The sequence below is a fragment of the Vibrio genomosp. F6 genome (assembly GCF_005146325.1).
Lineage (GTDB): Bacteria > Pseudomonadota > Gammaproteobacteria > Enterobacterales > Vibrionaceae > Vibrio > Vibrio cortegadensis.
The window spans coordinates 1-23,757 of the sequence record NZ_SYUT01000024.1 but is presented as its reverse complement, the minus strand read 5'-3'; the positions used below and the strand labels follow the sequence as shown (position 1 = coordinate 23,757).

24 protein-coding genes are annotated in these 23,757 nt (G+C 43.8%); 13 read left to right on the top strand and 11 right to left on the bottom strand.

All coding sequences use genetic code 11. The features are described from left to right. From FCV43_RS09130 to FCV43_RS09115, 4 genes are all read right to left on the bottom strand, one after another. Entirely contained in the window at positions 1 to 825 is an 825-nt protein-coding gene (locus FCV43_RS09130; RefSeq protein ID WP_136994960.1) for an enoyl-CoA hydratase-related protein, read from the bottom strand. Positions 826 to 920: 95 nt separating this feature from the next. Further along, positions 921 to 2,534 carry a carboxyl transferase domain-containing protein gene (locus tag FCV43_RS09125; RefSeq protein ID WP_136994959.1) on the bottom strand — a complete coding sequence of 538 codons (1,614 nt, stop codon included), beginning with the start codon at positions 2,532 to 2,534 and terminating at the stop codon, positions 921 to 923. Between the two features lie 60 nt (positions 2,535 to 2,594). Further along, entirely contained in the window at positions 2,595 to 3,764 is a 1,170-nt protein-coding gene (locus FCV43_RS09120) for an isovaleryl-CoA dehydrogenase (protein WP_136994958.1), read from the bottom strand. A 77-nt stretch (positions 3,765 to 3,841) separates the two neighbouring features. Further along, positions 3,842 to 4,282, bottom strand: a complete 441-nt coding sequence (locus FCV43_RS09115) for a MerR family transcriptional regulator (RefSeq protein ID WP_136994957.1) — start codon at positions 4,280 to 4,282, stop codon at positions 3,842 to 3,844. 249 nt (positions 4,283 to 4,531) lie between these two features. On the opposite strand from FCV43_RS09115, the gene FCV43_RS09110 reads away from it, so the two are divergent. From FCV43_RS09110 to FCV43_RS09075, 8 genes are all read left to right on the top strand, one after another. Further along, complete coding sequence (locus FCV43_RS09110; RefSeq protein WP_136994956.1) at positions 4,532 to 5,776, top strand: thiolase family protein; 1,245 nt, start codon at positions 4,532 to 4,534, stop codon at positions 5,774 to 5,776. A gap of 49 nt (positions 5,777 to 5,825) precedes the next feature. Next, on the top strand, positions 5,826 to 7,010 hold the full coding sequence (locus tag FCV43_RS09105) for an acyl-CoA dehydrogenase family protein (protein WP_136994955.1): 1,185 nt from the start codon (positions 5,826 to 5,828) through the stop codon (positions 7,008 to 7,010). Positions 7,011 to 7,024: 14 nt separating this feature from the next. Continuing rightward, a complete protein-coding gene (locus tag FCV43_RS09100; RefSeq protein WP_136994954.1) occupies positions 7,025 to 8,179 on the top strand; it encodes an enoyl-CoA hydratase/isomerase family protein in 1,155 nt (384 codons plus the stop codon). A gap of 48 nt (positions 8,180 to 8,227) precedes the next feature. Beyond that, a complete protein-coding gene (locus FCV43_RS09095) occupies positions 8,228 to 8,986 on the top strand; it encodes an SDR family oxidoreductase (protein ID WP_136994953.1) in 759 nt (252 codons plus the stop codon). A 135-nt stretch (positions 8,987 to 9,121) separates the two neighbouring features. Beyond that, the gene (locus FCV43_RS09090) at positions 9,122 to 10,738 is read left to right on the top strand and encodes a methyl-accepting chemotaxis protein (RefSeq protein WP_017052778.1); all 1,617 of its coding nucleotides are present in this window, start codon (positions 9,122 to 9,124) and stop codon (positions 10,736 to 10,738) included. Positions 10,739 to 11,012: 274 nt separating this feature from the next. Further along, complete coding sequence (locus tag FCV43_RS09085) at positions 11,013 to 12,377, top strand: DNA-3-methyladenine glycosylase 2 family protein (RefSeq protein ID WP_017052777.1); 1,365 nt, start codon at positions 11,013 to 11,015, stop codon at positions 12,375 to 12,377. Positions 12,378 to 12,379: 2 nt separating this feature from the next. Continuing rightward, positions 12,380 to 12,853 carry a methylated-DNA--[protein]-cysteine S-methyltransferase gene (locus FCV43_RS09080; protein ID WP_136994952.1) on the top strand — a complete coding sequence of 158 codons (474 nt, stop codon included), beginning with the start codon at positions 12,380 to 12,382 and terminating at the stop codon, positions 12,851 to 12,853. Positions 12,854 to 12,871: 18 nt separating this feature from the next. Continuing rightward, the gene (locus FCV43_RS09075) at positions 12,872 to 13,240 is read left to right on the top strand and encodes a hypothetical protein (protein ID WP_017052775.1); all 369 of its coding nucleotides are present in this window, start codon (positions 12,872 to 12,874) and stop codon (positions 13,238 to 13,240) included. 158 nt (positions 13,241 to 13,398) lie between these two features. Here FCV43_RS09075 and nhaD read toward each other — a convergent pair whose 3' ends face one another. Continuing rightward, entirely contained in the window at positions 13,399 to 14,814 is a 1,416-nt protein-coding gene (gene nhaD, locus FCV43_RS09070) for a sodium:proton antiporter NhaD (RefSeq protein WP_429746821.1), read from the bottom strand. A 359-nt stretch (positions 14,815 to 15,173) separates the two neighbouring features. Here nhaD and FCV43_RS09065 point away from each other — a divergent pair, with 359 nt between their 5' ends. Both FCV43_RS09065 and ompW read left to right on the top strand, forming a co-directional pair. Further along, a complete protein-coding gene (locus tag FCV43_RS09065; RefSeq protein ID WP_017052773.1) occupies positions 15,174 to 15,653 on the top strand; it encodes a DUF1456 family protein in 480 nt (159 codons plus the stop codon). Positions 15,654 to 16,072: 419 nt separating this feature from the next. Beyond that, on the top strand, positions 16,073 to 16,717 hold the full coding sequence (ompW, locus tag FCV43_RS09060; RefSeq protein ID WP_136994951.1) for an outer membrane protein OmpW: 645 nt from the start codon (positions 16,073 to 16,075) through the stop codon (positions 16,715 to 16,717). A gap of 90 nt (positions 16,718 to 16,807) precedes the next feature. On the opposite strand, the gene FCV43_RS09055 is transcribed toward ompW, so the two are convergent. Then, positions 16,808 to 17,539, bottom strand: a complete 732-nt coding sequence (locus tag FCV43_RS09055; RefSeq protein WP_136994950.1) for a sulfite exporter TauE/SafE family protein — start codon at positions 17,537 to 17,539, stop codon at positions 16,808 to 16,810. Positions 17,540 to 17,905: 366 nt separating this feature from the next. Here FCV43_RS09055 and FCV43_RS09050 point away from each other — a divergent pair, with 366 nt between their 5' ends. Together FCV43_RS09050 and FCV43_RS09045 are read left to right on the top strand one after the other, a co-directional pair. Further along, positions 17,906 to 18,649 carry a nucleoside recognition domain-containing protein gene (locus tag FCV43_RS09050; protein ID WP_017052770.1) on the top strand — a complete coding sequence of 248 codons (744 nt, stop codon included), beginning with the start codon at positions 17,906 to 17,908 and terminating at the stop codon, positions 18,647 to 18,649. Beyond that, positions 18,649 to 19,116 (top strand): YjiG family protein, encoded by a 468-nt coding sequence (locus tag FCV43_RS09045; protein WP_136994949.1) that lies wholly within the window; start codon positions 18,649 to 18,651, stop codon positions 19,114 to 19,116. Before FCV43_RS09050 ends, FCV43_RS09045 begins: the two co-directional genes overlap by 1 nt. 108 nt (positions 19,117 to 19,224) lie before the next feature. Here the strand turns inward: FCV43_RS09045 and FCV43_RS09040 are convergent, their stop codons facing one another. From FCV43_RS09040 to FCV43_RS09030, 3 genes are all read right to left on the bottom strand, one after another. After that, positions 19,225 to 19,572: a DUF3316 domain-containing protein gene (locus FCV43_RS09040; RefSeq protein ID WP_136994948.1), complete on the bottom strand. Its 348-nt coding sequence runs from the start codon at positions 19,570 to 19,572 to the stop codon at positions 19,225 to 19,227. Between the two features lie 351 nt (positions 19,573 to 19,923). Further along, the gene (gene trmY, locus FCV43_RS09035) at positions 19,924 to 20,526 is read right to left on the bottom strand and encodes a tRNA (pseudouridine(54)-N(1))-methyltransferase TrmY (protein ID WP_017052767.1); all 603 of its coding nucleotides are present in this window, start codon (positions 20,524 to 20,526) and stop codon (positions 19,924 to 19,926) included. 109 nt (positions 20,527 to 20,635) lie between these two features. Then, positions 20,636 to 22,063: a PLP-dependent aminotransferase family protein gene (locus FCV43_RS09030; protein WP_136994947.1), complete on the bottom strand. Its 1,428-nt coding sequence runs from the start codon at positions 22,061 to 22,063 to the stop codon at positions 20,636 to 20,638. Positions 22,064 to 22,158: 95 nt separating this feature from the next. On the opposite strand from FCV43_RS09030, the gene FCV43_RS09025 reads away from it, so the two are divergent. Then, the gene (locus FCV43_RS09025) at positions 22,159 to 23,073 is read left to right on the top strand and encodes a DMT family transporter (protein ID WP_136994946.1); all 915 of its coding nucleotides are present in this window, start codon (positions 22,159 to 22,161) and stop codon (positions 23,071 to 23,073) included. Positions 23,074 to 23,082: 9 nt separating this feature from the next. Here FCV43_RS09025 and FCV43_RS20375 read toward each other — a convergent pair whose 3' ends face one another. Beyond that, the gene (locus FCV43_RS20375; RefSeq protein WP_017052764.1) at positions 23,083 to 23,226 is read right to left on the bottom strand and encodes a hypothetical protein; all 144 of its coding nucleotides are present in this window, start codon (positions 23,224 to 23,226) and stop codon (positions 23,083 to 23,085) included. A 342-nt stretch (positions 23,227 to 23,568) separates the two neighbouring features. Then, positions 23,569 to 23,757 (bottom strand): hypothetical protein (locus FCV43_RS20480; protein WP_206380325.1); only part of this gene is annotated, 189 nt, incomplete at its 5' end.

The following is a 23,757-nucleotide window of genomic DNA, read 5'->3' as shown; positions in this document are numbered from 1 at the left end:
CTATGACTTTTTCGGTTGAGCACTCCATGAAGGAGGTCGTTTTTCGAAAAATGCGTTTAAACCTTCTTGCCCCTGTTCTGAAACACGAATGTCGGCGATTAACTGACTGGTATGCTCAATCAAATCTGAATCAATAGGCTGTGTGGCGCAGCGCTGGCAAAGTGCTTTAGCTTGCTGCAATGCGGCAGGGCTATTAGCTAAGAAATATTGGGTAAATTGTTTGATCTTTTGCTCAGTATTTCGGCGGTTACAGGCAAGTTTATGTACTAATCCAATGTGCAGTGCTGTTTTGGCATTGATGCTTTCCGCGGTTAGCATATAACGTCTCGCCAAGCGGGTTCCAATTGCACGGCAGAGATAGGGAGCAATGGTTGCTGGAATGAGGCCGAGTTTTACTTCGCTTAGACAGAATTGAGAATCATCTTGAGCGATGGCAATGTCACAGCAACAAATCAGGCCAAGCGCCCCACCAAAGGCAGAACCTTGTATCACCGCAATCGTTGGGTGAGGAAAATTGTCGAGCGTGGCCATAAGATGCGCCAGTTGGGTGGCATCTTGCTTATTTTCATCTGAGGTTTTTTCTGCCATTGATCGCATCCAGTTGAGATCCGCACCCGCAGAGAAATGTTTCCCATTGGCTCTAAGCAGTAAAACTCGCACTGAAGGGTGAGTGGCAAGCTCATGCAATTTGGCGAGTAAATGGTCGATCAGCCGATCGTCAAACGCATTGTGCTTATCGACACGGTTTAGCGTTAACGTGGCGACTCCACGCGCATCAATATCACACAGTAAATCGCTAAATGGGGGCGGTTGCTTGTCATCCATAACACCTCTTCTTCATCTTTGAATGTTTCTTGTCGTGATTCTTATGCCATTATTCTTATGTCATCTGGCTACTTTCAATTTTCAGATGGGGAGGGCTACATCCGGAAAATGCCAAACTGACTTTCAACAATCGGTGCACGTAGTGATGCCGCCAAAGCTTGTCCGACGATGTCACGGGTATCTTTCGGGTCAATAATGCCATCGTCCCACAACCTTGCGCTGGCAAAGTATGGGTGGCCCTGAGTCTCATACTGATCGATGATCGGTTGTTTGAATTCCTCCTCTTGTTCGGCTGACCATTCTTGATTGGTTCGTTGCTTAATATCACGCTGTACTTGTGCCATTACCCCTGCGGCTTGTTCGCCTCCCATAACGGAAATTCGGGCATTAGGCCACATCCACATCATGGTTGGATCATAGGCTCGGCCACACATTCCATAGTTTCCTGCGCCATAAGAACCGCCAATAATAACGGTAAATTTGGGCACATCAGCGCACGCTACGGCCATAACAAGCTTAGCGCCATCTTTGGCTATCCCCTCGGCTTCGTATTTTTTCCCTACCATAAAACCAGTAATGTTTTGCAGAAACAGCAGTGGGATTTTTCGTTTGGCACATAGCTCAATAAAGTGCGCCCCTTTTTGAGCAGATTGGGAAAACAGAATGCCGTTATTGGCGACGATGCCGATAGGGTGACCGTGTAAATGGGCGAATCCGCAGACCAAGGTTTGTCCATATAACGCTTTAAATTCATCAAAGTCAGAATCGTCGACAATACGAGCGATCACTTCTCTTACATCAAATAGGTGACGCAAATCTGCATTGACGATGCCATACAGATCCGTAGCGTCGTAACGAGGAGGTTGGATAGGGTTGGAGGTCGTAATTGGCCAAGTGTTGGAAGCTTGATTGGTGCTAGATATTGCTTGTCGGGCAAGGTTAAGTGCGTGCTGCTCATCTTGAGCGTAATAATCCGCCACTCCCGATTTTTTGCAGTGAACATCCGCGCCTCCCAGCTCTTCAGCGGTCACTATTTCGCCTGTCGCAGCTTGAACAAGAGGTGGGCCAGCTAGGAAAATAGTTCCCTGTTTTTTGACAATAATCGAGACATCAGCCATGGCAGGAACATAAGCGCCCCCAGCGGTACATAACCCTAGTACCACTGCAATTTGTGGAACTCCTTTGGCTGACATGCGTGCTTGATTGAAGAAAATACGGCCAAAATGCTCTTTATCGGGAAAGACATCCGCTTGTTGCGGTAAATTTGCCCCACCAGAGTCCACGAGATAAACACAGGGGAGATGGCAACGCTGAGCAATCTCTTGAGCTCGAAGGTGTTTTTTGACGGTTAATGGGTAATAGGTTCCACCTTTAACGGATGGATCATTGGCGATCACCATGCATTTGATTCCGTCAATTTCGCCTATTCCAGCCACGAGACCTGCGCACGGAATCGGCTGTTCATAAACTCGCCATGCCGCAAATTGACCGATCTCTAGAAAAGGCGTCTCGGGGTCTAATAAGGTGGCAATGCGCTCTCGTACAGGAAGTTTTCCTTTTTGACGCTGACGCTCTAACGCCGCCTCACCTCCACCTTGTTTGATGATTTCAAGGTTAGAGTTAAGGTTATCAAGCAGCCGAAGCATCACTCGCTTGTTAGTGAGAAAAAGCGGATCCTTTGGTTTGGCTTTAGTTTCAATGATGGCCATGGATCTTTCCTTTCAATGAGTCACTTATTTGGAGTTAAGTGACGGTTTGTTGAGAGCTTATCAACGGGATTCTTCAAACAGTTCGCGTCCAATCAACATGCGTCTTATTTCAGATGTACCAGCGCCAATCTCGTATAGCTTGGCATCTCGAAGTAGCCGCCCTGCAGGAAATTCGTTGATATACCCATTGCCGCCAAGCAGTTGAATGGCATCTAGCGCGAGCTTTGTGGCAAGTTCAGCAGCGTATAAAATCACGCCTGCAGAATCTTTACGTGTGGTTTCACCGCGATCACACGCAGAAGCGACCGCATAAATATAAGCGCGTGCTGCATTCATTTGGGTATACATATCGGCCACTTTGGCTTGAACCAACTGGAACTCTCCAATTGAGCGTCCGAACTGTTTTCGGTCATGGACATAGGGGATCACTAAATCAAGGCATGCCTGCATTATTCCCAGTGGACCAGCGGCCAGCACCACACGCTCGTAATCTAAGCCACTCATTAACACTTCCACACCGTGGTTGAGTTGGCCTAAGATATTCTCTTTTGGGACTTGGCAGTTTTCGAAGACTAATTCACAAGTGTTTGAGCCTCGCATTCCAAGCTTGTCGAGTTTTTGTGCGTGGCTGAACCCGACAAAGTCGCGCTCAATGACAAATGCACTGATGCCATGAGAGGTTTCATTGGGATCGGTTTTGGCATAAACCACTATGATATCGGCATCGGGGCCATTGGTGATCCACATTTTAGAACCATTGAGAAGATAGTGATTACCTACTAACTCCGCTTTGAGTTGCATGCTAACGACGTCAGATCCTGCGTTTGCTTCACTCATCGCGAGTGCGCCAATGTGGCTACCATCAATCAGTTTTGGCAAATACTTTTCACGTTGCTGTTGCGTCCCATTGCGAAAGATCTGATTGACGCAAAGGTTGGAGTGAGCGCCATAACTTAGTGCAACAGAAGCGGAGGCTCGGCTGATCTCTTCCATAGTGATGACATGAGCAAGGTATCCCATATTTGCCCCGCCATACTCTTCACCGATCGTCACACCAAGTAACCCCATGTCACCAAACAGTGCCCAGAGATGGTTTGGAAATTGGTTGTCTCTATCTATTTCAGCGGCAATCGGCGCGATGTGCTGAGTCGCGAAACCATTTACTTGTTCTCGAAGCATATCGAGAGTGTCGCCAAGGCCAAAGTTAAGTGAGCGGTAGTCGCTATTCATACTATCTCCTAAACTCTCGATTATCTCCAAACTTCAGAGCCTCTCCAGAATGTTATTGACCAATGAAAGCACGGTGATTATGTTGCTGAATCATGGTCTGCATGGTCTGCATGGTCTGCATGGTCTGCATGGTCTGTATTGTCTTGTTGGCTTGGGGCATTCAGTGCTTGTTGACAGCGTGCTCGGGCGGTATTGAGTTCATGCATCACGACATTGATATCGTCCAGTTGACGTTGTAACGCCTGTTGTTTCTCGTCAATGAGGAGCAACATTTTGTTTAACTGAGTGTCACTCTGATTGGTATCGTAGAGCTCAAATAGTTCTCTGATTTCTGCTAACGATAATCCCAAACGTTTCCCACGAAGTATCAACTTCATGCGGACTCTATCGCGATGCCGGTAGATTCGAATACCACTTTGGCGAATGGGGTGAATTAGGCCCATGTCTTCATAAAATCGGATGCTTCGAGTCGTGATATCAAACTCATTCGCCAGTTCGCTAATTTTGAAACTTTCCATTTAATGGTCGCCTCCAACTACGTCATGCCGAGAAAAACCGTTAACTGACCTTCGATTGCCCCCTAAAAGGTGGGTGCTCCCCTAAGTGTGTTGAAATTTTGTTTCTTGACGTTTACGTAAATGTTAGTGCTATGCTTACGTAAACGTCAAGCAAGGGCAGTGCAAAAAGTAACCGCTTTTTTTTGAGGCTAGCTCTGAAGGCGTTATGCAGAAAACATTGATCAGAACTCAATCGATGGGGACAGATAAATGGAAAAGTCGATATGGATTGTCGCCGCAAAACGCACACCCCAAGGCAGCTTTCAAGGTATGTTGAAGGCATATTCTGCGCCAAAATTAGGCTCGTTTGCCATCCGTTCGACGCTTGAGTCGATTCCTATCTCTGTTGATTCAATTGATGAAGTATTCATGGGCTGTGTTCTACCTGCTGGATGTGGGCAAGCCCCTGCACGACAAGCCGCTCTCGGAGCGCAATTGCCTTATTCTGTCGGTTGTACCACCATCAACAAAGTTTGTGGCTCTGGTATGAAGTCGGTTGCGCTGGCCTATGATCTGATTTTATCAGGCTCCATTCAATGTGCGATTGCTGGTGGTATGGAAAGCATGACCAACGCCCCTTATCTGCTTAAAGAAGCCCGAAGTGGTATGCGTTTAGGGCACAAAAGTACGGATGACCATCTATTTTTAGATGGCTTGCAAGATGCCTACGACGGAGAGCTGATGGGCGTCTATGCACAGCATACTGCTGATAAATTGCATTTTACGCGCGAGCAGATGGATCGGTGGGCGACCATGTCGGTGACCCGAGCGTTAGAGGCGCAGCAACAGCAGTTATTTGCTGATGAAATCGCACTAATTAAGGAGACATCAACGGCAAAGACGTCTACCAACACAGCACAAAAACCGTCACAGAAAATTATCGATTTTGATGAGCACCCAACGGAAATTAGTCTCGATAAAATCCCCCGTTTACGTCCCGCCTTTTCCACGATTGGTTCGGTGACAGCCGCTAATTCCAGTGCCATTTCGGATGGAGCCGCAGCGTTAATTGTTATGGATTCTAATTTGGCAAGGCAGCAAGGGTTAACATCATTGGCGGTGATTAAAGGCCATGCTACTCATGCTCGAAAACCTTCTGAATTTACCCTTGCACCTGTGTATGCCATGGAGCAACTGCTCTCTCAGCTAGATTGGTCTGTGGATGAAGTGGATTTATGGGAAATTAACGAAGCTTTTGCCGTAGTCACTCAAATTGCCGTTCAACATTTTGGTCTAGATACCAACAAGGTCAATATCAAAGGTGGAGCATGTGCGCTTGGACACCCTATTGGTGCAAGTGGGGCTCGTATTTTGGTGACTTTAGTCCATAGCTTAAGGCAGTTAAAAAAGCTTCAATCTTCGGTTTCAAATCAACCTCACGATAGAGTGATGCGGGGTATTGCTTCCTTGTGTATTGGCGGTGGAGAAGCGATTGCTGTGGGGATTGAAGTCTAGGACGAGACATAGGAAGCGAGGTTGCGAATAAACCGAGAAGGAGCGATGTATGGATTTTGAACTCAATCAAGATCAACAACTGTTTTCTGGTACCGCTCATCAATTTGCGATGGATAAATTGAGTCCAATGGCGGCTGAATGGGATGAAAAACACCACTTTCCTAAAGATGTTTTAAAAAAGGCAGGGGAGCTAGGATTTTTGAGCCTTTACACGCCGGAAGAGAGTGGTGGACTAGGTTTGAGCAGGCTCGATTCGTCGATTATTTTTGAGCAGTTGGCGATGGGGTGCACCTCAACCACCGCGTTCATGACGATTCACAATATGGTGACATGGATGATCGCGAGCTTCGCAACTTCAGACGTGAAAGATGAGTTCTGTCCTCAACTGATCTCGGGAGATTGGCTAGGATCGTACTGCTTAACTGAGCCAAATGCAGGATCGGATGCTGCGTCATTGGTCACCAGAGCCCAAAAAGTGGATGGGCAGTACATCATCAACGGCGGCAAAAGCTTTATTTCGGGGGCTGGTGAAACTGACGTTTTAGTGGTGATGGCTCGTACAGAAGCTGATGACAGTAAAACGGAAAATCAGGCTTGCAAGGGGGCAAAGGGTATTTCTGCTTTTGTGGTTCCGGCGAATGCCACAGGGATCTGTTACGGGCGAAAAGAACCAAAAATGGGGTGGAATAGCCAACCAACACGCTCGATTACTTTTGAAAATGTGTCTATTCCTGCATGTCATTTACTGGGAGAAGAAGGGCTGGGTTTTACATTCGCGATGAAAGGTCTCGATGGTGGGCGAATTAACATCGCGACCTGTTCTATAGGTACGGCGCAGCAAGCGTTGAATCAAGCGACTCAGTACATGAAAGAGCGTAAGCAGTTCGGCAGAAGTTTGGATCAATTCCAAGGGCTGCAATTTAAGCTCGCGGATATGGCGACAGAGTTAGTGGCTGCAAGGCAGTTAGTTCGATATGCGGCCAGTAAATTGGATCGTCAAGATCCTGAAGCAACGGCTTACTGTGCGATGGCTAAACGATTTGCCACCGACGTCGGATTTAGAGTGTGTGATCAAGCGCTACAACTGTATGGCGGCTATGGTTACATCAAAGAGTATCCACTTGAACGTTACTTCAGAGATGTTCGAGTGCATCAGATATTAGAAGGTACGAACGAAATCATGCGTTTAATTATCGCAAGACGACTGTTAGCTGATGGGGCTGAAATTCTGTAAATAAAGGAGGCGATATGACAGGTAAGGTCAGCTTTACTGAATGGCAATGTGACGATGAAAAGCACAGTGTTGGGATTGCGACTCTGGAAAATGAAACTTCTCTGAATGCATTAACTTTCGATATGTTAATGCAGTTAAAAGATCAGTTAGATCTGTGGAAATACGATCCCAAAATTGTCTGCATTTTATTACAGGGGGCGGGTGAGAAAGCTTTTTGTTCTGGAGGGGATGTCCGCAAAATGCATAACGTGATGCGTGATGAATCTAAAGCAGATGCACAAGCATTTTGTATTCAATATTTTACGGTTGAGTATCAGTGTGATTATCTGATCCATACCTATCCCAAACCTATTGTCGTGTGGGGGGAAGGCATAGTGATGGGTGGTGGAATGGGGCTATTTATGGGAGGGAGCCACAAAGTAGTGACGCCTAAATCCCGTTTAGCCATGCCAGAAATAAACATCGGTCTGTATCCTGATGTGGGTGGAACTTGGTTTCTAAATCGATTAGAACCGGGTATTGGTTTGTTTCTAGGTCTTACCGGCGCGTTAGTCAATGCAACGGATGCGGTCGATATTCATCTTGCGGATCATTTGCTTCTTCCTGAGGCTAAAGATCACCTGCTTGCACAGTTACAAGCCACTTCTTGGCAAGAGCATAACGATCATCATTCCATCCTCACGACGTTGCTTAACTCGCTAGCCAAGCAGGCCATAGACCACAAGCCAGAAAATCAATTGATGCACTATTTTTCTGAGATCCAGCAAGCCTGCGATTCAACAGATTTAGAGACGATTCGACGCAACATATTAGCGATCTCCCCCGATTCGGAATCGACACATAAGTGGCTCGATTCTGCCAAACACGCCTTGAAAGGAGGCAGCCCTATCACCGCGCACATCTGTTTTCGACAAATGACTCAACACCATCATTTATCCTTAGCCGATTGCTTTCGACTGGAACTCGGCTTGTCGGCTCATTGTGGAATTTTGGGAGAATTTCAAGAGGGCGTTCGAGCGCGGTTAATTGATAAAAGTGGTGAACCTCAATGGTTATTTAGCAGCGTTGGTGATGTGGATGCTGATCTGATCGAGGCACTATTCACTTCGTTGTGGAGCAAAGAACAGCATCCACTCGCACAATTAGGCATTGAGTTTACCTCGCAGTAGCAACCATTATTACCACCACTAAAGCGGTATCGGTAAGGAGATTTATCTATGAACTTGAAACAGAGTGTCGTTGCGATTACGGGGGCAGGACAAGGTTTGGGGCAGACGATGGCGATAACCTTAGCGCAATCTGGAGCTGAACTTGCCCTACTTGATATCAATGAGCAAGCGTTACAAGAGACACAACAGCAGTGTTTGGCGCTTGGCGTCACTTCTCGTACCTATGCTGTTGATGTGACAAGTGAGCCTCAAGTCGAAGCTGTGTTCAATCAAATTGTCGAGGACTTCGGGCAACTTGATGGCTTAATCAATAATGCTGGCGTGCTAAGAGATGGCTTGTTAGTCAAGGTGAAAGAGGGCGAGATACATAAGATGTCTTTGGATCAGTTTAATGCGGTGATTAACGTGAATCTGGTCGGGACATTCTTATGTGGGAGAGAGGCCGCCGCCAAAATGATCGAAACGAAACGTAAGGGTGTCATTATCAATATTTCGAGTGTTGCTCGTTCAGGGAATATTGGTCAATCGAATTATTCTGCATCTAAAGCAGCCGTTGCAAGTATGGCGACATGTTGGGCGAAAGAGCTTGCTCGTTATAGCATTCGCGCTGCCGCTATTGCTCCAGGAGTTGTGGATACTGCGATGGCAAGACAGCTGAAACCTGAAGCAGTAGATCGCTTGAAAGCAATGATACCCGTGGGGCGAATAGGTGATTCTGCTGAGATTGCCCATGCGGCCAAATATATATTTGAAAATGAGTACTTTACCGGAAGAGTGCTCGAAATCGATGGAGGAATGCGAATGTAGCGACATGTCAAAAAAATGTGAAACAGCATTCATTGTTCATCACAAAATAAGACCAAAGTCATCACGATAAATTACAAGTTCTGCCACAATATAAAAACAAAAATAAAACAACAATTGACGTTGGGTAGGCTTGGTATGAAATTAAGTAATTTATCGGTGAAAAATAAACTATTAGCAATAGTAATGGCAGCAGTGACGATGATCATTGCGACCTGTTTGTATAACTTAAATGAGCAACGGAGTTCCTCTTACCTAGAAAGAGAAGGTAAATTGTCATCTCAAGTGGAAACGGTCGTGAAGTTGGTGGACTATTTTTACCAGCAGCGCAGTGAACTTGGAGAAGAGGTTGCGAAATCGATGGCACTAGACGCCATTAAGCAAATTCGTTTCGATGAGACAAACTACTTTTGGGTTACCAATCCAGCGTTAAACGTCTTAATGCATCCGATTAAACCAGAGTTGATTGGACAAAATGCTCAGGGGTTCAAAGATGGTGCTGGGAAGTATCATTGGCAAGAGATGGCTACAATAGCCAAAACGACTCAACATGGCTTTTTAGACTATCAATGGAGAAGTTCAACCGGTGAGTTGAAGGATAAAATTTCTTATGTGATCTATTTTTCTCAATGGGATTGGATTGTTGGCTCTGGGATTTTAGTTGCCGATATACAAGAAACCTTTTTTGCGAATGCGATACAAGGGTTGATTGTTGCGGTGATCCTTGCCGTAGTATTACTCGCAATGGGGTTTGTGATCTCGACAAATATAGTTAACCCACTGCATAACCTGATTGGTAAAACCCACCGTATTGCTGATGGTGACTTAACCGTAAGGCTTAACTTTAAAAGAAAAGATGAGCTTGGAGAGGTTGGAGGCGAGATCGATCGCATGCTGGCTAAACTGCAACAAACGCTTCAATCGGCGAATGAATCTGCTGTTCTCTCTTCCAGCATGGCGCAAAGTATCGCTTCCGCTAGTGAAGAAGCCGCAACCAGTGTCTATTCTCAGTATACGCAGCTTGAACAGCTTTCAGCTGCAATGACAGAGATGAGCACGACCATCTCAGACGTTGCTCATAATGCAGAGACAACCGCGCTATCAACGGCGACTGCGACCTCTCATGCAGAGGTGAGTGGCGGCAATATGCGTGCGACGACGGATACGATTGCCGAAGTGTCAGACAATATCGCGGTCGCAGATAATCTTGTGACTCAGTTAAAAAGTGGTGTGGATGAAATTAGCTCGGTAGTAAATGTGATTTCTGACGTTTCAGATCAAACCAACTTGCTAGCATTAAATGCCGCGATTGAGGCTGCAAGGGCTGGGGAGCAAGGTCGAGGTTTCGCAGTGGTTGCCGATGAAGTTCGAAACCTAGCCAGTCGTACCCATAACTCAACCTCAGAAGTGCAAGAAACCATTGATGCATTAATCGAGAGAACCACCAATACTGCCAATACTATGCAAAGCAGCCACAGTAAAGTGGAAGCGAGTGTGGCTAAAGCGAAAGAGACACAAGCTCAGCTCGCGTTAATGGTTGAAGAGCTGGTGGTTTCTAATGATATGGTCGCTCAAATTGCAGCGGCATCAGAGCAACAAGGTTTGGTTGCTCAAGAGATGAATCAAAATGTAAGCAGCATTCATCTATCAGCGAATGAAGTCAAACAAGCTTCTCAATTACTGGCTCAAGAGAGTCAATCGATGGCCGAAGCATCTGAAGTACTAAAAGATCAATTGCGCTATTTCAAAGTGTAACGTCGCGCTAAAACGCCTGAACATAAGGCGAAGATCTGCCTAATCAAAGCCACATCATTATGTGGCTTTTTTTGTCTCTGAGGTCTCTGACGCTAATAGTGATTAGTGATTAGTGATTAGTGATTAGTGATTAGTGATTGGTTATTAGAGATTAGAGAAAGGTGAATAGTGAGCAGTGTTCTACTATTTTTAGGTTTAGTTCCGAAAATGGCTATTCAAGGCGATGGTTCGCGATACACTTAATATGTCTCTAAAGGAACTTGGATAGCGCAAGATGGAAGTAGAAAGTAGGCTGAGTATTGAAGAGTGTCAAAAAGCGAGAAAAGCGCGAGATCCTCGTTTCGATGGACAGTTTTATATTGCTGTCAAAACGACGGGCATTTTTTGTCGCCCAATCTGTCCTGCAGTGATGCCCAAAGAAGAGAATGTTGAATATTATCACCATGCAATAAAGGCGTTGCAGTCAGGGTATCGACCATGTCTACGTTGCCGACCTGATAGCGCCCCACATTCATGGGCGTGGAAAGGGACAGAGACGACATTTCAGCGTGCAATTACGATGATTGAGCGTGGTGAATTACAAACACAATCTTTGGCTGAATTGGCGAAGCGACTAGGGATCTCAGATCGTTATTTGAGGCAACTGTTTGATAAACACTTAGGCATGTCGCCAAAGCAGTATGCTCAGTATCATCAACTTATGTTTGCTAAGCAGTTGCTTCATACCAGTTCGATGAGCATTGGAGACGTGAGTTTTGCCTGTGGGTTTAACAGCATTCGCCGTTTCAATGATGCCTTCAAAAAATACCTTAAATTGACACCGAGCCAAATGAGAAAAAATACCAACATGAAACAATCAACTCACCAATTGAGCTTGGCTTTCCGTGCCCCATTTAACTGGCAGCATATGCTGAACTTTTACCGACTCAGAGCAATATCCAGCATTGAAATAGTGGATGAAAATAGCTATCAACGTCACTTTATCATTAATGGGGTAAAAGGTTGGTTCAAAGCCTCGTTAGGAAAAAGCGACGTTTTGGATATTAGCTTTGAGCTAGATGATATGACTCAGTTACAAAATCTTGTGAGCCAACTGCGCAGAATGTTTGATTTGGATATTGATATTCACAGCATCGAAGAACAGTTAGAGCAGAGTGCGCCGGGCTTGATAAAAGAGCATGGCTTGCGAATTCCCGGTGTATGGAATGCATGGGAGGCCGGCGTTAGAGCTATTCTAGGGCAGCAAGTATCAGTGAAAGCCGCGATTGGGCAACTGAATTTGTTAGTGGATACTTTAGGTGAACAGACAGAGTCTGCCATGTACTTTCCCACGCCGGAAAAAGTGGCTTCGAGCGATGTCAGTTTTTTGCGTATGCCAAATAGTCGCAAGGAAACTTTAAGTAGATTCGCACGCTATATGTGCGAGAGTTTTGATGAACACCCATCTGAGTGGTTATCATTAAAAGGGATTGGCCCGTGGACGATTAATTACGCTTTGTTGCGTGGGCTATCTCAATCAGATTGTTTTTTAGATACAGATTTAGTGGTTAAAAAAGCCATGATTGAATATACCAATTTAAACCAAAAATCCGTCGCCCCGTGGGGTAGTTACGCGACTTTTCACTGCTGGAATTTATAGAGATGAACGTATTTACGCACTATCAAAGCCCGATGGGCACAATGACAATACAAGCGTGTGATGATGGGGTACTTGGCGCTTGGTTTGAGACGCAAACTACGCAACCTGATGACATAGGATTGAAGGACGATCATCATCCGGTTTTGGTCAGTGCAATGAAGCAATTAGGTGAATATTTTTCAGGAGAAAGGACCCATTTCGAATTGCCAATTGCGGCTAAGGGAACCTTATTTCAGCAACGGGTTTGGGATGCGTTGATGAAAATTCCATATGGAGAAACATGGAGTTACCAAGATATCGCCAATGAAATTGATAACCCTAAAGCGATGAGGGCGGTAGGGTTAGCGAATGGAAAAAATCCAATTTCGATTATTGTTCCATGCCATCGAGTGATTGGTAAAAATGGTAAGTTAACGGGCTACGCGGGTGGTATCGAAATCAAAGAAAAATTGTTACAATTAGAAGGTGTTTTATAGTGATTGATATGGAGTGTTATGAATATAAAACCGAGTTTGTCCTTATCTCTTCTTAGTTTAGCGGCTTTATTGCTTTCAGGGTGTTCAGAAGAGAAGATTGAGCGATTGGAAAACGCTCAAACCTATGCATTTAAAGGAATGTATAGCAACCAAGAGAACTCAAATACCATCCATTTTAAAGATGGCGTGATGCGATATACCATGGCTGGAGAGGTCATGGAGAAGCCATACACGGTAGAAGATAAAAGCGTCTATATAAAATTGAGAAACAGCTCGAAAGAGAAGCGGAATGATCTTGTGATGTCGATTCATTTGAGTGGTGCAAGGCTGACTTGTAACTCTTGTGCCATGTATAACATGAGCAGTTTATGGTTAAGGGCTGATTAATCGTAATTTTAGCTGTTCTCTATTCTCACTAGTTGAATCACTCGATAGCCATAAGCCATAAGCCCCGACATATACTAAGTCATCGCGGGACAACCGAACAAATAGCATTGATAGAGCCTTAATAAAGGCTCTTATCTTAACTGAACCCTACGTATCATCTATTGGTGAAACAGATGGCTGTTCAGCATTAAATGCACAGCAATACTGGACGCGTAACCAAGCATGATCACTGGAGCCCACTTTAAGTGGCCGAAGAAGGTGTATTTTCCATGCGCAGCTCCCATTAAAGCCACTCCAGCCGCAGAACCGATAGAGAGCAAACTTCCTCCAACCCCTGCGGTGAGCGTGACTAATAACCAGTTCCCCATCGACATTACAGGTTCCATAGTCAGAACGGCAAACATCACAGGAATGTTATCGACAATGGCAGACAGTATGCCAACCATTACATTAGCCCAAACGGGATCCCACTGGGTGTACATCACCTCTGAAACTAACCCTAAATACCCCAATAAACTTAGTCCACCGACACACATCACCACGCCGTAGAAAAACAACAAAGTGTCCCATTCGGCATGTGAAACACGCCTAAATACATCGAAAGGAACGACAGAGCCTATTCTTTTTAAAGCCGCTTCATCATTATTGGCGATGGCTATCGCTTTCTTCTTCGCTAACGACATGGGTAGGGTCTGTCTTAAGAAGTAGCCGAAAAATTGTAAATAAGCGAGGCCCATCATCATTCCAATCACAGGAGGGAAATGTAGCACTGCATGGAAAGCCACCGCGGTAGCAATGGTGAGAATGAATAATCCAACAATTCGTCTTGCCCCACGTTTTAGCTCAACTTCTTGATGGATGGTATCTGGCTTCGTTCTCGGAATGAAGAAGGACATGATCAGTGCTGGTACAAGATAGTTGATCACTGAAGGTAAAAAGAGCGGAAGAAATTGAGCGAAATTCACATGGCCCGCTTGCCACACCATTAGAGTGGTAATATCACCAAAAGGACTGAATGCGCCCCCCGCATTGGCGGCAATCACAATATTGATACAGGCGATATTAACGAAACGTACGTTACTCCCCGCCACTTTTAAAACAACAGCACACATTAAAAGAGCGGTGGTTAAGTTATCGGCAATAGGGGAAATAAAAAATGAGAGAAAGCCGGTAAGCCAAAACAAGGATCTAAAATCAAACCCTTTGCCAACCATCCAAGCTTGAAGCGCATCGAAAAGACGACGCTCTTCCATCGCACTAATGTAGGTCATGGCCACGAGTAAGAAGAGCAGTAATTCCGCGTATTCCAGTAAATTATGTTCAATCGCCTGTTGTGCGACGTCGATATTGCCATGCTGCTGGTAGACATAGCCGATCATGATCCAGATTAACCCCGCAGCAAGCAGAACGGGCTTGGACTTTCTCAGCTTTAGCACCTCTTCAAGCATGACTAAGGTATAAGCCACCACAAAAATCCCAATCGCGGCATAACCGATTGTGGACTGCGTTAAATCAAGAGGAGAATTGAGTCCTGAACTTGTAGAGGAAGCAAGCACCGACGGAGACATCAACATGAGTAAACTTGTGGCGAAAATAGTAATGATAGAAGGAAGACTAAAAGGTGATTTCTGAACATGCATGTCTACTGACTCCGGATAAAGGCAACAAATAAATATTAGTAGTAAATCAAGAGCCTAAGTGTGAAGTGAATCCAATTAATGCGGTTAGTTTAATCAAAAAAGTATCAGTAATAACATTACGCCAATCTAGGTAGCAGCATAAAAAATTCTCAACTGAGCAAATATAACCCTATTTAGAATCAATATCTGTTAGAGTGCGCGGCTACTTACTTGCAGTGCAGCCTTTTGTTAGCCGTATTATTGTTCGCTAGCCATTAATAATGAGGGTGCTGCCTTTTACATTAGGACTATCCGTGACTAATAACGACATTTTACGCCGTATTCGCTACACTTTTGATTTTAAAGATGCTCAGATGATTAAGATTTTTGCTCAAGCAGATCTTGAAGTAACACGTGAGCAGGTAAGCAACTGGTTAAAAAAAGAAGATGATTCTGATTACGTAAAATGCCGCGATCGTGAATTGGCGATCTTCTTGAATGGTCTTATTAATTTAAAACGTGGTAAGCGAGAAGGTGCACAGCCTGAGCCAGAAAATCGTCTAACCAATAATATGGTTTTCATGAAACTGCGTATCGCCCTTAATATGAAAACAGAAGACATTCTAAATGTAATGGAACTGGTAGATTTCGACATGAGCAAGCATGAGCTAGGCGCATTCTTCCGTAAGCCAAATCATAAAAATTATCGTGAATGTAAAGACCAGATTTTACGTAACTTCTTAATGGGCGTGCAATTCCAACTTCGTCCTGATTCTGAAGACTATGTAGATTAATCTTGTAGGCTTAATTAGCATACATACCGCAAAAGCGAGCATTCAACAAGTGCTCGCTTTTTTGTTGCCAGAACAAAACTCTTCTCTTTATCCGCAGCAACCCACTTCATCATTTAATTTTATCATTGAGTTTGTCGCACAAATGCAGTGAATTATCGGGCATCAATTCACTTTAATGTTTGAGAGATCGAGCTAATGTTTGAGAGATCGAGCCAGTAGAATGGGATGTGATACACGTAAAGCTTGCACTACATATATGTAGGTATTTTGCATAACATTCGTGATCAATGTTGCATATATGCAATCTATGTTTAAGTTTTTGTTACAAATTGATTTCCATCAAAAAAATGTGGTTTTTATATGCTACTTTGCGCGCAAATTAATAAAAACAACTATTTAGCCCTACAAAGGAAATCATAATGAAAAAAACAATGTTTAGTCTTGCCGTCCTCGCTGCGTTAGCTTCCACGAATGTCGCTGCCCATAAAGAGGGGGATTTTATTGTTCGTGCAGGGCTTGCTGGAGTCGTTCCAAACGATAGTAGTTCAGGTATTCTGGGTTCGAATGAAGAGCTTGAAGTCGACTCAAATATGCAGCTAGGCTTAACTCTTGGTTATATGTTTACGGATAATATTAGCTTTGAAGTTCTTGCCGCGACCCCTTTTAGCCATACCATTTCTACTGATTTAGCTGGATTGGGTGATATTGCGGATGTTGATCACCTCCCGCCTACTTTTATGCTGCAATACTATTTTGGAACCCGTGAAAGTACTTTCCGCCCCTATGTCGGTGCTGGTATCAATTACACGACTTTTTTCAGTGAAGGGTTTAATAGTAAAGCTAAATCAGCAGGGTTAAGTGATCTATCATTAGATGACTCTTGGGGGCTTGCGGTCAATGCGGGTGCCGATTACATGGTAAATGAAGATTGGTTCTTGAATGCGTCAATCTGGTATGCAGATATTGAAACCGATGCACATTATAAGTTTAATGGGGCAAAACAAACGACAAAAGTTAAAATAGACCCTTGGGTATTTATGATTGGTGGTGGTTACAAGTTCTAAGCCGCTGCAATTGCGTATCGTATTATCAAGGCAGCCTCAATGGCTGCCTATCGATTGGTGACTTAAAACGGGATCAATTAGACCCTACGATTAAGCTAAAAACCCTTGCCAAATTGCGGTTAGCCCGCTGACTAAGCACAAAATTAAAGCTCCAGTCCGAATCTTTTCTTTAGGTAGGCTCTGTGTGGTCATTATAGCTAATTTGTATCCGAGCCATGAGGCGGGGATGAGAGGAATTGTGATAAACACGTGATGCAGAGTAAAGAAACCAATGGGGATCTGCACAATTAATGAAATTAGAGAGCTAAACACAAAGAAAGCAGAAAGGTTCCCTCTGAGTTGGTTTGCGTCTTGGTGTTGTAAAAGAAGCGCCATTGGTGGTCCACCGATGGAAGAGCTGGTGCCAAAAAATCCAGAGAAAAAACCTGCAATCCCCATTCTGATCGGTGTGGGTTCAATTCGAAAAGGAAGCATGCTGACCATTACCGCAAATAGAACTAAAAATCCTAGCCATAAAGACAACACATCCGTTGATACCACTAATAGTAACATTCCACCTGCAATTGAGCCGGGTACTCGACCAATAAGGGCCATTTTTAGTCCACCAATCGAGACATTCGCTCTATGTCTGAGTGCATTTAAAATAGAAATGAATAGCGCGACCAAGCAAATTGGCGCAGGAACATAATCTGGCGATAGTTGAAATAGCAGAGGGGCGGCAACGATCGCTAGCCCAAAACCAATCGCAGTTTGTACGAATGATCCCAAAAAAATGAGGAAAATTGCCGTTAAAACGGTGGGATCTAACCAGTCAAATATCATAAATTGCCTATGTTTTTTAATTCGCTAAGCACTGGAGTTGGATCTAAAGATGATTGAAGCAAACATAGTGAAGCGAGTCGAAGTTAAAGTAAACGCAAGTATGATGTTTATGCGGTCAGTATTTTTCTGGCATCTCTGTTGTACATTTTGATTTATTCCATAGAAGAAAGATTAAGTAGTTATATATCCTTTGTTGATTAGTTGTTGTTCTTGATATGGTTAATTATGCTGATTATCACATTTTGAAATCATACATTTCATTTTTAACGTTTTCACAGCCTATCTTTGATTTTGGTCATATAGTGTGGCACGTATTGTATGCACTATGCGCGTAGTTCCTGTTCTATATAACTCATAGGTATTACGATGACGAATCAAACTCAAACCGACCGAAAGGTCACGATTGGGAGCTATATTGCTCTCGCCTTTGCCGTAGTGTTTTTCTCCGGCCTAATGAAATCAACGGACTGGTATGGAGCGTTAGATTTCACCACTCTTAATGGCGCTTTTGGTAAAGTTGCTTACAATGTAACGGAAACCGCCGATGGCATTGAAGCGGCAACCACATCACTGCGTGGTAAAGGCGGTAATGGTGCGCGTGATGGTTTCATTTTCGCTTTTACTCTGATCCCGACCGTTATGTTTGCTCTTGGTATGATCAATGTGCTGGAGCATTACGGCGCACTTGATGCTGCTCGTAAAATTCTGACACCACTTCTTCGTCCATTGATGGGCATTCCGGGAAGCTCGGGTCTAGCGATGATCGCCTCTTTGCAAAGTACGGATGCAGGGGCCGCAATGACTCGACAACTGAAAGATGAAGGGCACCTAACGAAACGTGAAACTGATATCTTCACTATGTTCCAATTCACTGCTGGCGCGACCATTGTTAACTTCTTCTCATCTGGTGCCGTGCTCTTTACCCTAACGATGGCTGACGGATCGTTAGCGGTCACTTCTTCTATTGGCCTTGCTGTTATTGTTATGTTCGTTTTCAAATTTGTCGGTGCCAACCTGTTCCGTGTTTATTTAAATCTAACAGAAGGAAAAGAAGACAAAGACAACCAAAACAATGACCAGTCAGCAGAACTAAAAGAGGAGACAGCATAATGAGCGACATTAAAGCAAAGAAACCGATGGTGACTGATATATTTGTTGAGGGCGCTAAAAAAGGTTGGGTAATCGCAACGACTTCTACTGTTCCTAACGTATTGATGGCATTTGTTTTCATCAAAGTTCTGCAAATTACTGGTGCGCTCGATTTGATGGGAACCGTGTTCTCTCCAATAATGGCGATTTTTGGTCTTCCGGGTGAAGCTGCGGCGGTATTGATTGGTGCTTGGATGTCGATGGGCGGCGCGGTTGGTGTGGTTATTACTCTATTTGACCAAGGTATCTTGAATGGTACGCACATCGCTATTTTAGCGCCGGCTATTTACCTTATGGGCTCTCAAGTTCAATACATGGGACGAATCATGGGCGCGATCGGCACGGAAGGTCGTTACATTCCAGTGATGATTGTCATTTCAGTACTGAATGCTTTTGGCGCAATGCTAGTGATGAATGTACTTCTGTAGAGCTGATTTTCACTAAATCATTACAATCAAAAATCCCCAAATGAACGTTTGGGGATTTTTTAGTGTGGGCACGATTATCAGTTCGTGAACGGAATAATAATGCCATCATTAATCGCGGTGATATTCGAGATGTTCGTATTGATAATTGACATCGACAATCGCGCGGTATTCGATTTTATGTGAATTATTAGCGAATGCTTGGGTGGTCACTTCTACGTCTGTTACTTTTAGACTGTTGGTGATCATTTGGTTTTCTAGCACATTGAGCTTGTTGTTGAGCTCACGCGGAGACATTGAGTTAATTTCATCCATGACTTTAAATCCAGCATCAAAAGCTTGTTGCTGTGTCTCATATCCTTGAGTTTTAATCTTTGAGTCCGCACTGTTCGTTATCGTTGCTGCAAATGCTGTTGAGCTTAGTGTTAGAGCTGCTGTTAGTACGATTAATTTTTTCATGTTAATTACCTCATTGATAGATCCATATTTACCTAGAGATCGACATGCAAAAACTACTGATTTTTGGTCTTTGTTTCTTCCTCTAGAAGACAGGATCATCTTACCGAGATATGAGTATAGTAAACGTCAATTTGAGTAAATTAACCGCATGTTTTGTAAAGTATTCATTGACATTATCAGAGGTGTGTTTCGCAGCCTGTTTGGTGAATGGCTATAGAAATTTAAATCCATGTATCGATATGAAGGTTTTTTTTATAACAAAAAAGCACCGGAATAATTGATATTCGATGCTTCTACTTTTGGCTCTTATTATTGATCACCTTGTATTCGGTTGATCGGAATCGTGCCCGTTTACTCGATCCCTGCAATATCCCATTCGTTTTGAATTAACGTGACACATTGGGACGCAAACAACATATTTGGTCCAAGGCTTATCATTTCAGTCCCCAAACGTTTCATGCTGTTGTAGGTTTTTTTAGGCATTGGAATATGATCGGTTAATAAGAAACAAGGGTTGTGAGCCAACTCAATATCACGTACAGAGTCTCCCTTCTTATCTAGCATATACAGCTGATAATCTTCTGCTAACTCTTTAATCAGTTTCTCAAAACTAATCGTACGAACAGTCACCCCAGGCTCAACTTGGCGCTCTTGCTCTTTGGTCATGCCTTTAGATGCATCGAGTGCTCTTGCGACTGCCGCTAATAGTATGGACTCATGAAAGCCGCCAATATTAGTGATGTCATTTGAGTTGAAGGTAATCGTGCGAGAGAAGTCTTTCGTGCTTTCCAATACAAGGTGAACGATAACGTCTTTGCGATGCGATTGAGCCACAAAAATGGTGTTCATCAATGTATGAGCCAAAATTTCGGTATGGGCTTCTTGACCGACAGATTCCAATAGAAGATGGCTCTCTGTTGGAGCGGAACGAGCTCTTAAAACAAATGCACGCATGGATAAATCGCCTTGCTATAAAGTGGGTGTATTGCTGATGGTAATACCATACAGATTCAAGACGCGTATGTAACCGCGATCGGCTGTTGAAGTCAAATAGAACTGATGTTTATCCCTGCTCTGTAAGATGAGTGGCAACAATATTGGCAAAGCGTTCAACACCTTCTGCCCATTTATCGTTATCTTGATATGAGGCACAGCTGAATCGGATGCAGTGTTTGTACTGGTCGTGAGTGCCGAAGATTGTGCCTGGTAATACACTCACTTTTGCTTTTAAGCACTCTTGATATATCGCGTAGCTATCGACTGCTGGTGGCAATATCAACCAAGATAAGAACGCGCCTTGTGGCCGACTGAGCTGAAATTGACCTCGTAAGTTGTCGTGCTGGCTTAAGGCTTTGATCAATTGCGTCGAAAATCTCTTTTGATTGCTGTGGTAATGCTTCTTCATCTTGCTTAAATGCTGACGGTATTTTCCTGTAGTAAGAAACTCACCAAGCGCCGATTGCATGAGATTCAAGCTACCCATATTGTCGCTGATAAGATACTTCTCTATTTTACGCTGATACTGCCCCGCCAAGATCCAGCCAACACGTAACCGTGAATCCAACGTTTTAGATAATGAGTTGCAATAGATGACACGATTGTCTTTATCTAAGGATTTTAAACTCGGAAGCGGCGCGTCAAAGGATAAAGCGCCAAAAACATCGTCTTCGATAATGGGGATATTCTGCGATTCATCCAATAAAGCTTGCCTTGCTGCCAATGGCATACGAGATCCTGTTGGATTATTAAAATTGGGAGTGACGAGTATCGCCGCGATATCCCACAGACTTATCGCTTCTTTTAATGCCTTAATATCAATACCAGAATCAATACTGCTAGGGATCTCGATAACCTGTAGATCTAAAGATTCCATAAGTAGCAAATTGCCGAAATAGCACGGGGATTCCACAATCACGATATCACCCGGTTTCGTTAGCGCGCGCAATGCGAGACTGATCGCTTGCTGGGCTCCGTGAGTGATCGATATTTCATTTGAATGCGCGGTGATGCCGCAATCTTGGGTGATCTTAATGAGTTGCTTAATTAAGGTGCTATTCCCCGGTGGTAACTGATAGTGGCTGGGGATCTGAGTTTGATAACGACTATGACGTCCTATCTCTGCATACAAACTGCGAATTGCAGGACCATCGATATTGGGATGAGCAGAACCGGCAGGCATCGTATGCTCGATAAGAGGCTGAGCCAAAATCGACTTAGTGACAGAGAGGAGATCAACATGGTTAGGATCGCTGACTAAAGTGAATTCAGGAAGCGGCTTTTGCTGAATACAGTAGCCAGAACGAGGAACTGGATAGACAATTCCAGCGGCTTCTAACTCTTGATAAGCCCTAATAACCGTATTCCTGCTTACCTGCTGCTGTTGAGATAAATGGCGTATAGAGGGCAATTTGTCATGCTCGACCAAAGTACCCGCATGAATCAATTGACGAATATGCGCTTCAACATCTTGGTATTTGGTGTTCTCTTTCATTCTGTACCCAATCATTTAGCCAAAACTGTGTCTTTTTATCCCAACTGTACCTAACTACATTAGCAATATAATGTGATGACTTGCTAGAGGTTTTTATGTGGGTGAAATTGATACCCGTTATCTTTGTGGTTTTATGGAGTTCAGGCTTCGTTGGCGCTCGGTTTGGTTTGCAATATGCAGAGCCTGCAACACTACTCTCACTAAGAATGATGGCAAACGTAGCCGTATTTATCGTGCTCATTGCATTTATGCGTCGCCGAATCCCAATGGGAAAAGATTTATTACACGCATCTGTTGTTGGTTTGCTGATCCATGGTTGCTACTTAGGGGGGACGTATCAAGCCATATCGATGGGGATGCCTGCCGGGCTTTGTGCATTATTGGTTGGTATTCAGCCTATTTTAACCGCAGTGCTGTTAGTCGGGTTTTCTAATCAGCGTTTGATTGCTTCGCAATGGTTCGGGCTTATGGTTGGCTTCGTGGGCATATCATTGGTGCTGATGGGAAATGTTGAATGGCAAAATGATGAACATCAACTGGTCGCTATCTGCTTTACCTTAACGGCATTGGTCGGTATTACTTTGGGGACACTGTATCAGAAAAGATTCTGTCATAATGTTGATATGATTGGAGGAGCGCTGGTGCAGTATGCCGCTTCCGCCATCTTATTTAGCGCGATTGCTTGGAATACCGAAACGATGGAAGTGATGTGGGTGCCGGAATTTTTTGCGGTAATGGCGTGGTTGGTAATTGTGCTATCTGTATTCGCCATATTGTTACTGCTATTTATGGTGAAAAGTGGTGAATCATCGAAAGTGGCTTCTACATTTTATCTTGTTCCACCAGTCACTGCCATTCAGGCATGGCTAGTGTTTAACGAGAGCTTTGATTGGCTTGGTGCGCTTGGTTTCACACTTGCTGCTATAGCGGTTTATCTAGTGGTTAGAAAACCGATAGTAAAAGAGAAAAAAATAAGTGTCGCTCAAAACTCTCAAGTAAAAGAAGGTTAGGTAAGGCTGTTAATCGTTATTCTCAGCTCCCGTCAGGTATAAAGCGTCAGCGGCAAGAGCGCCAGTAGAAAGGGTTAAGCCTGCAAACAGTATGACGCCCGCGTATTTGCTTGCAATGATAGCGATACCAAGAGCATTGATTGCTTTTTCCATAATAATTTCCTTGTTAAGGGTTAATTGAATATAACTCCAGTGTAGTAAGTGGAGAGAAAAGATAATGAGAGTTAAAGCCGTTGCTCAGAACTAGCATTGGTTACATGTTGGAAATACAACCGAAAGCTCTTAATTACAATTGGTTACAGATGTTCTGTTGGTGCTATAAATAAGTCATTAACATTGAAATTAGTGATGAAAGCTTTAATTTGATTAATTTTGGCACTCATATGTGGCTTTTATGGAAGGGGAGTTTGTTTTTCACGTGGCTGCTCCCTTCTTTATGCAGCAATTGTTTCAGTACTTCTTTCTATTTTTACCAGGAAAAGTAATAAAAGCGGCTTAATTGGTCGTTTTTAGTGCTTTTTGATTGTTATGTAGTCGAACGAACAATTTATTTGAAAAAATGCTTGCACGAAACTCTTCATTCTCTATACTGCGCATCCACCGACACAGAGCAACGTTCAAACGTTCACTGAAGTCGGAGTTGATTAGGTTCAAACCTTTGATACTAAAGCTCTTTAACAATTT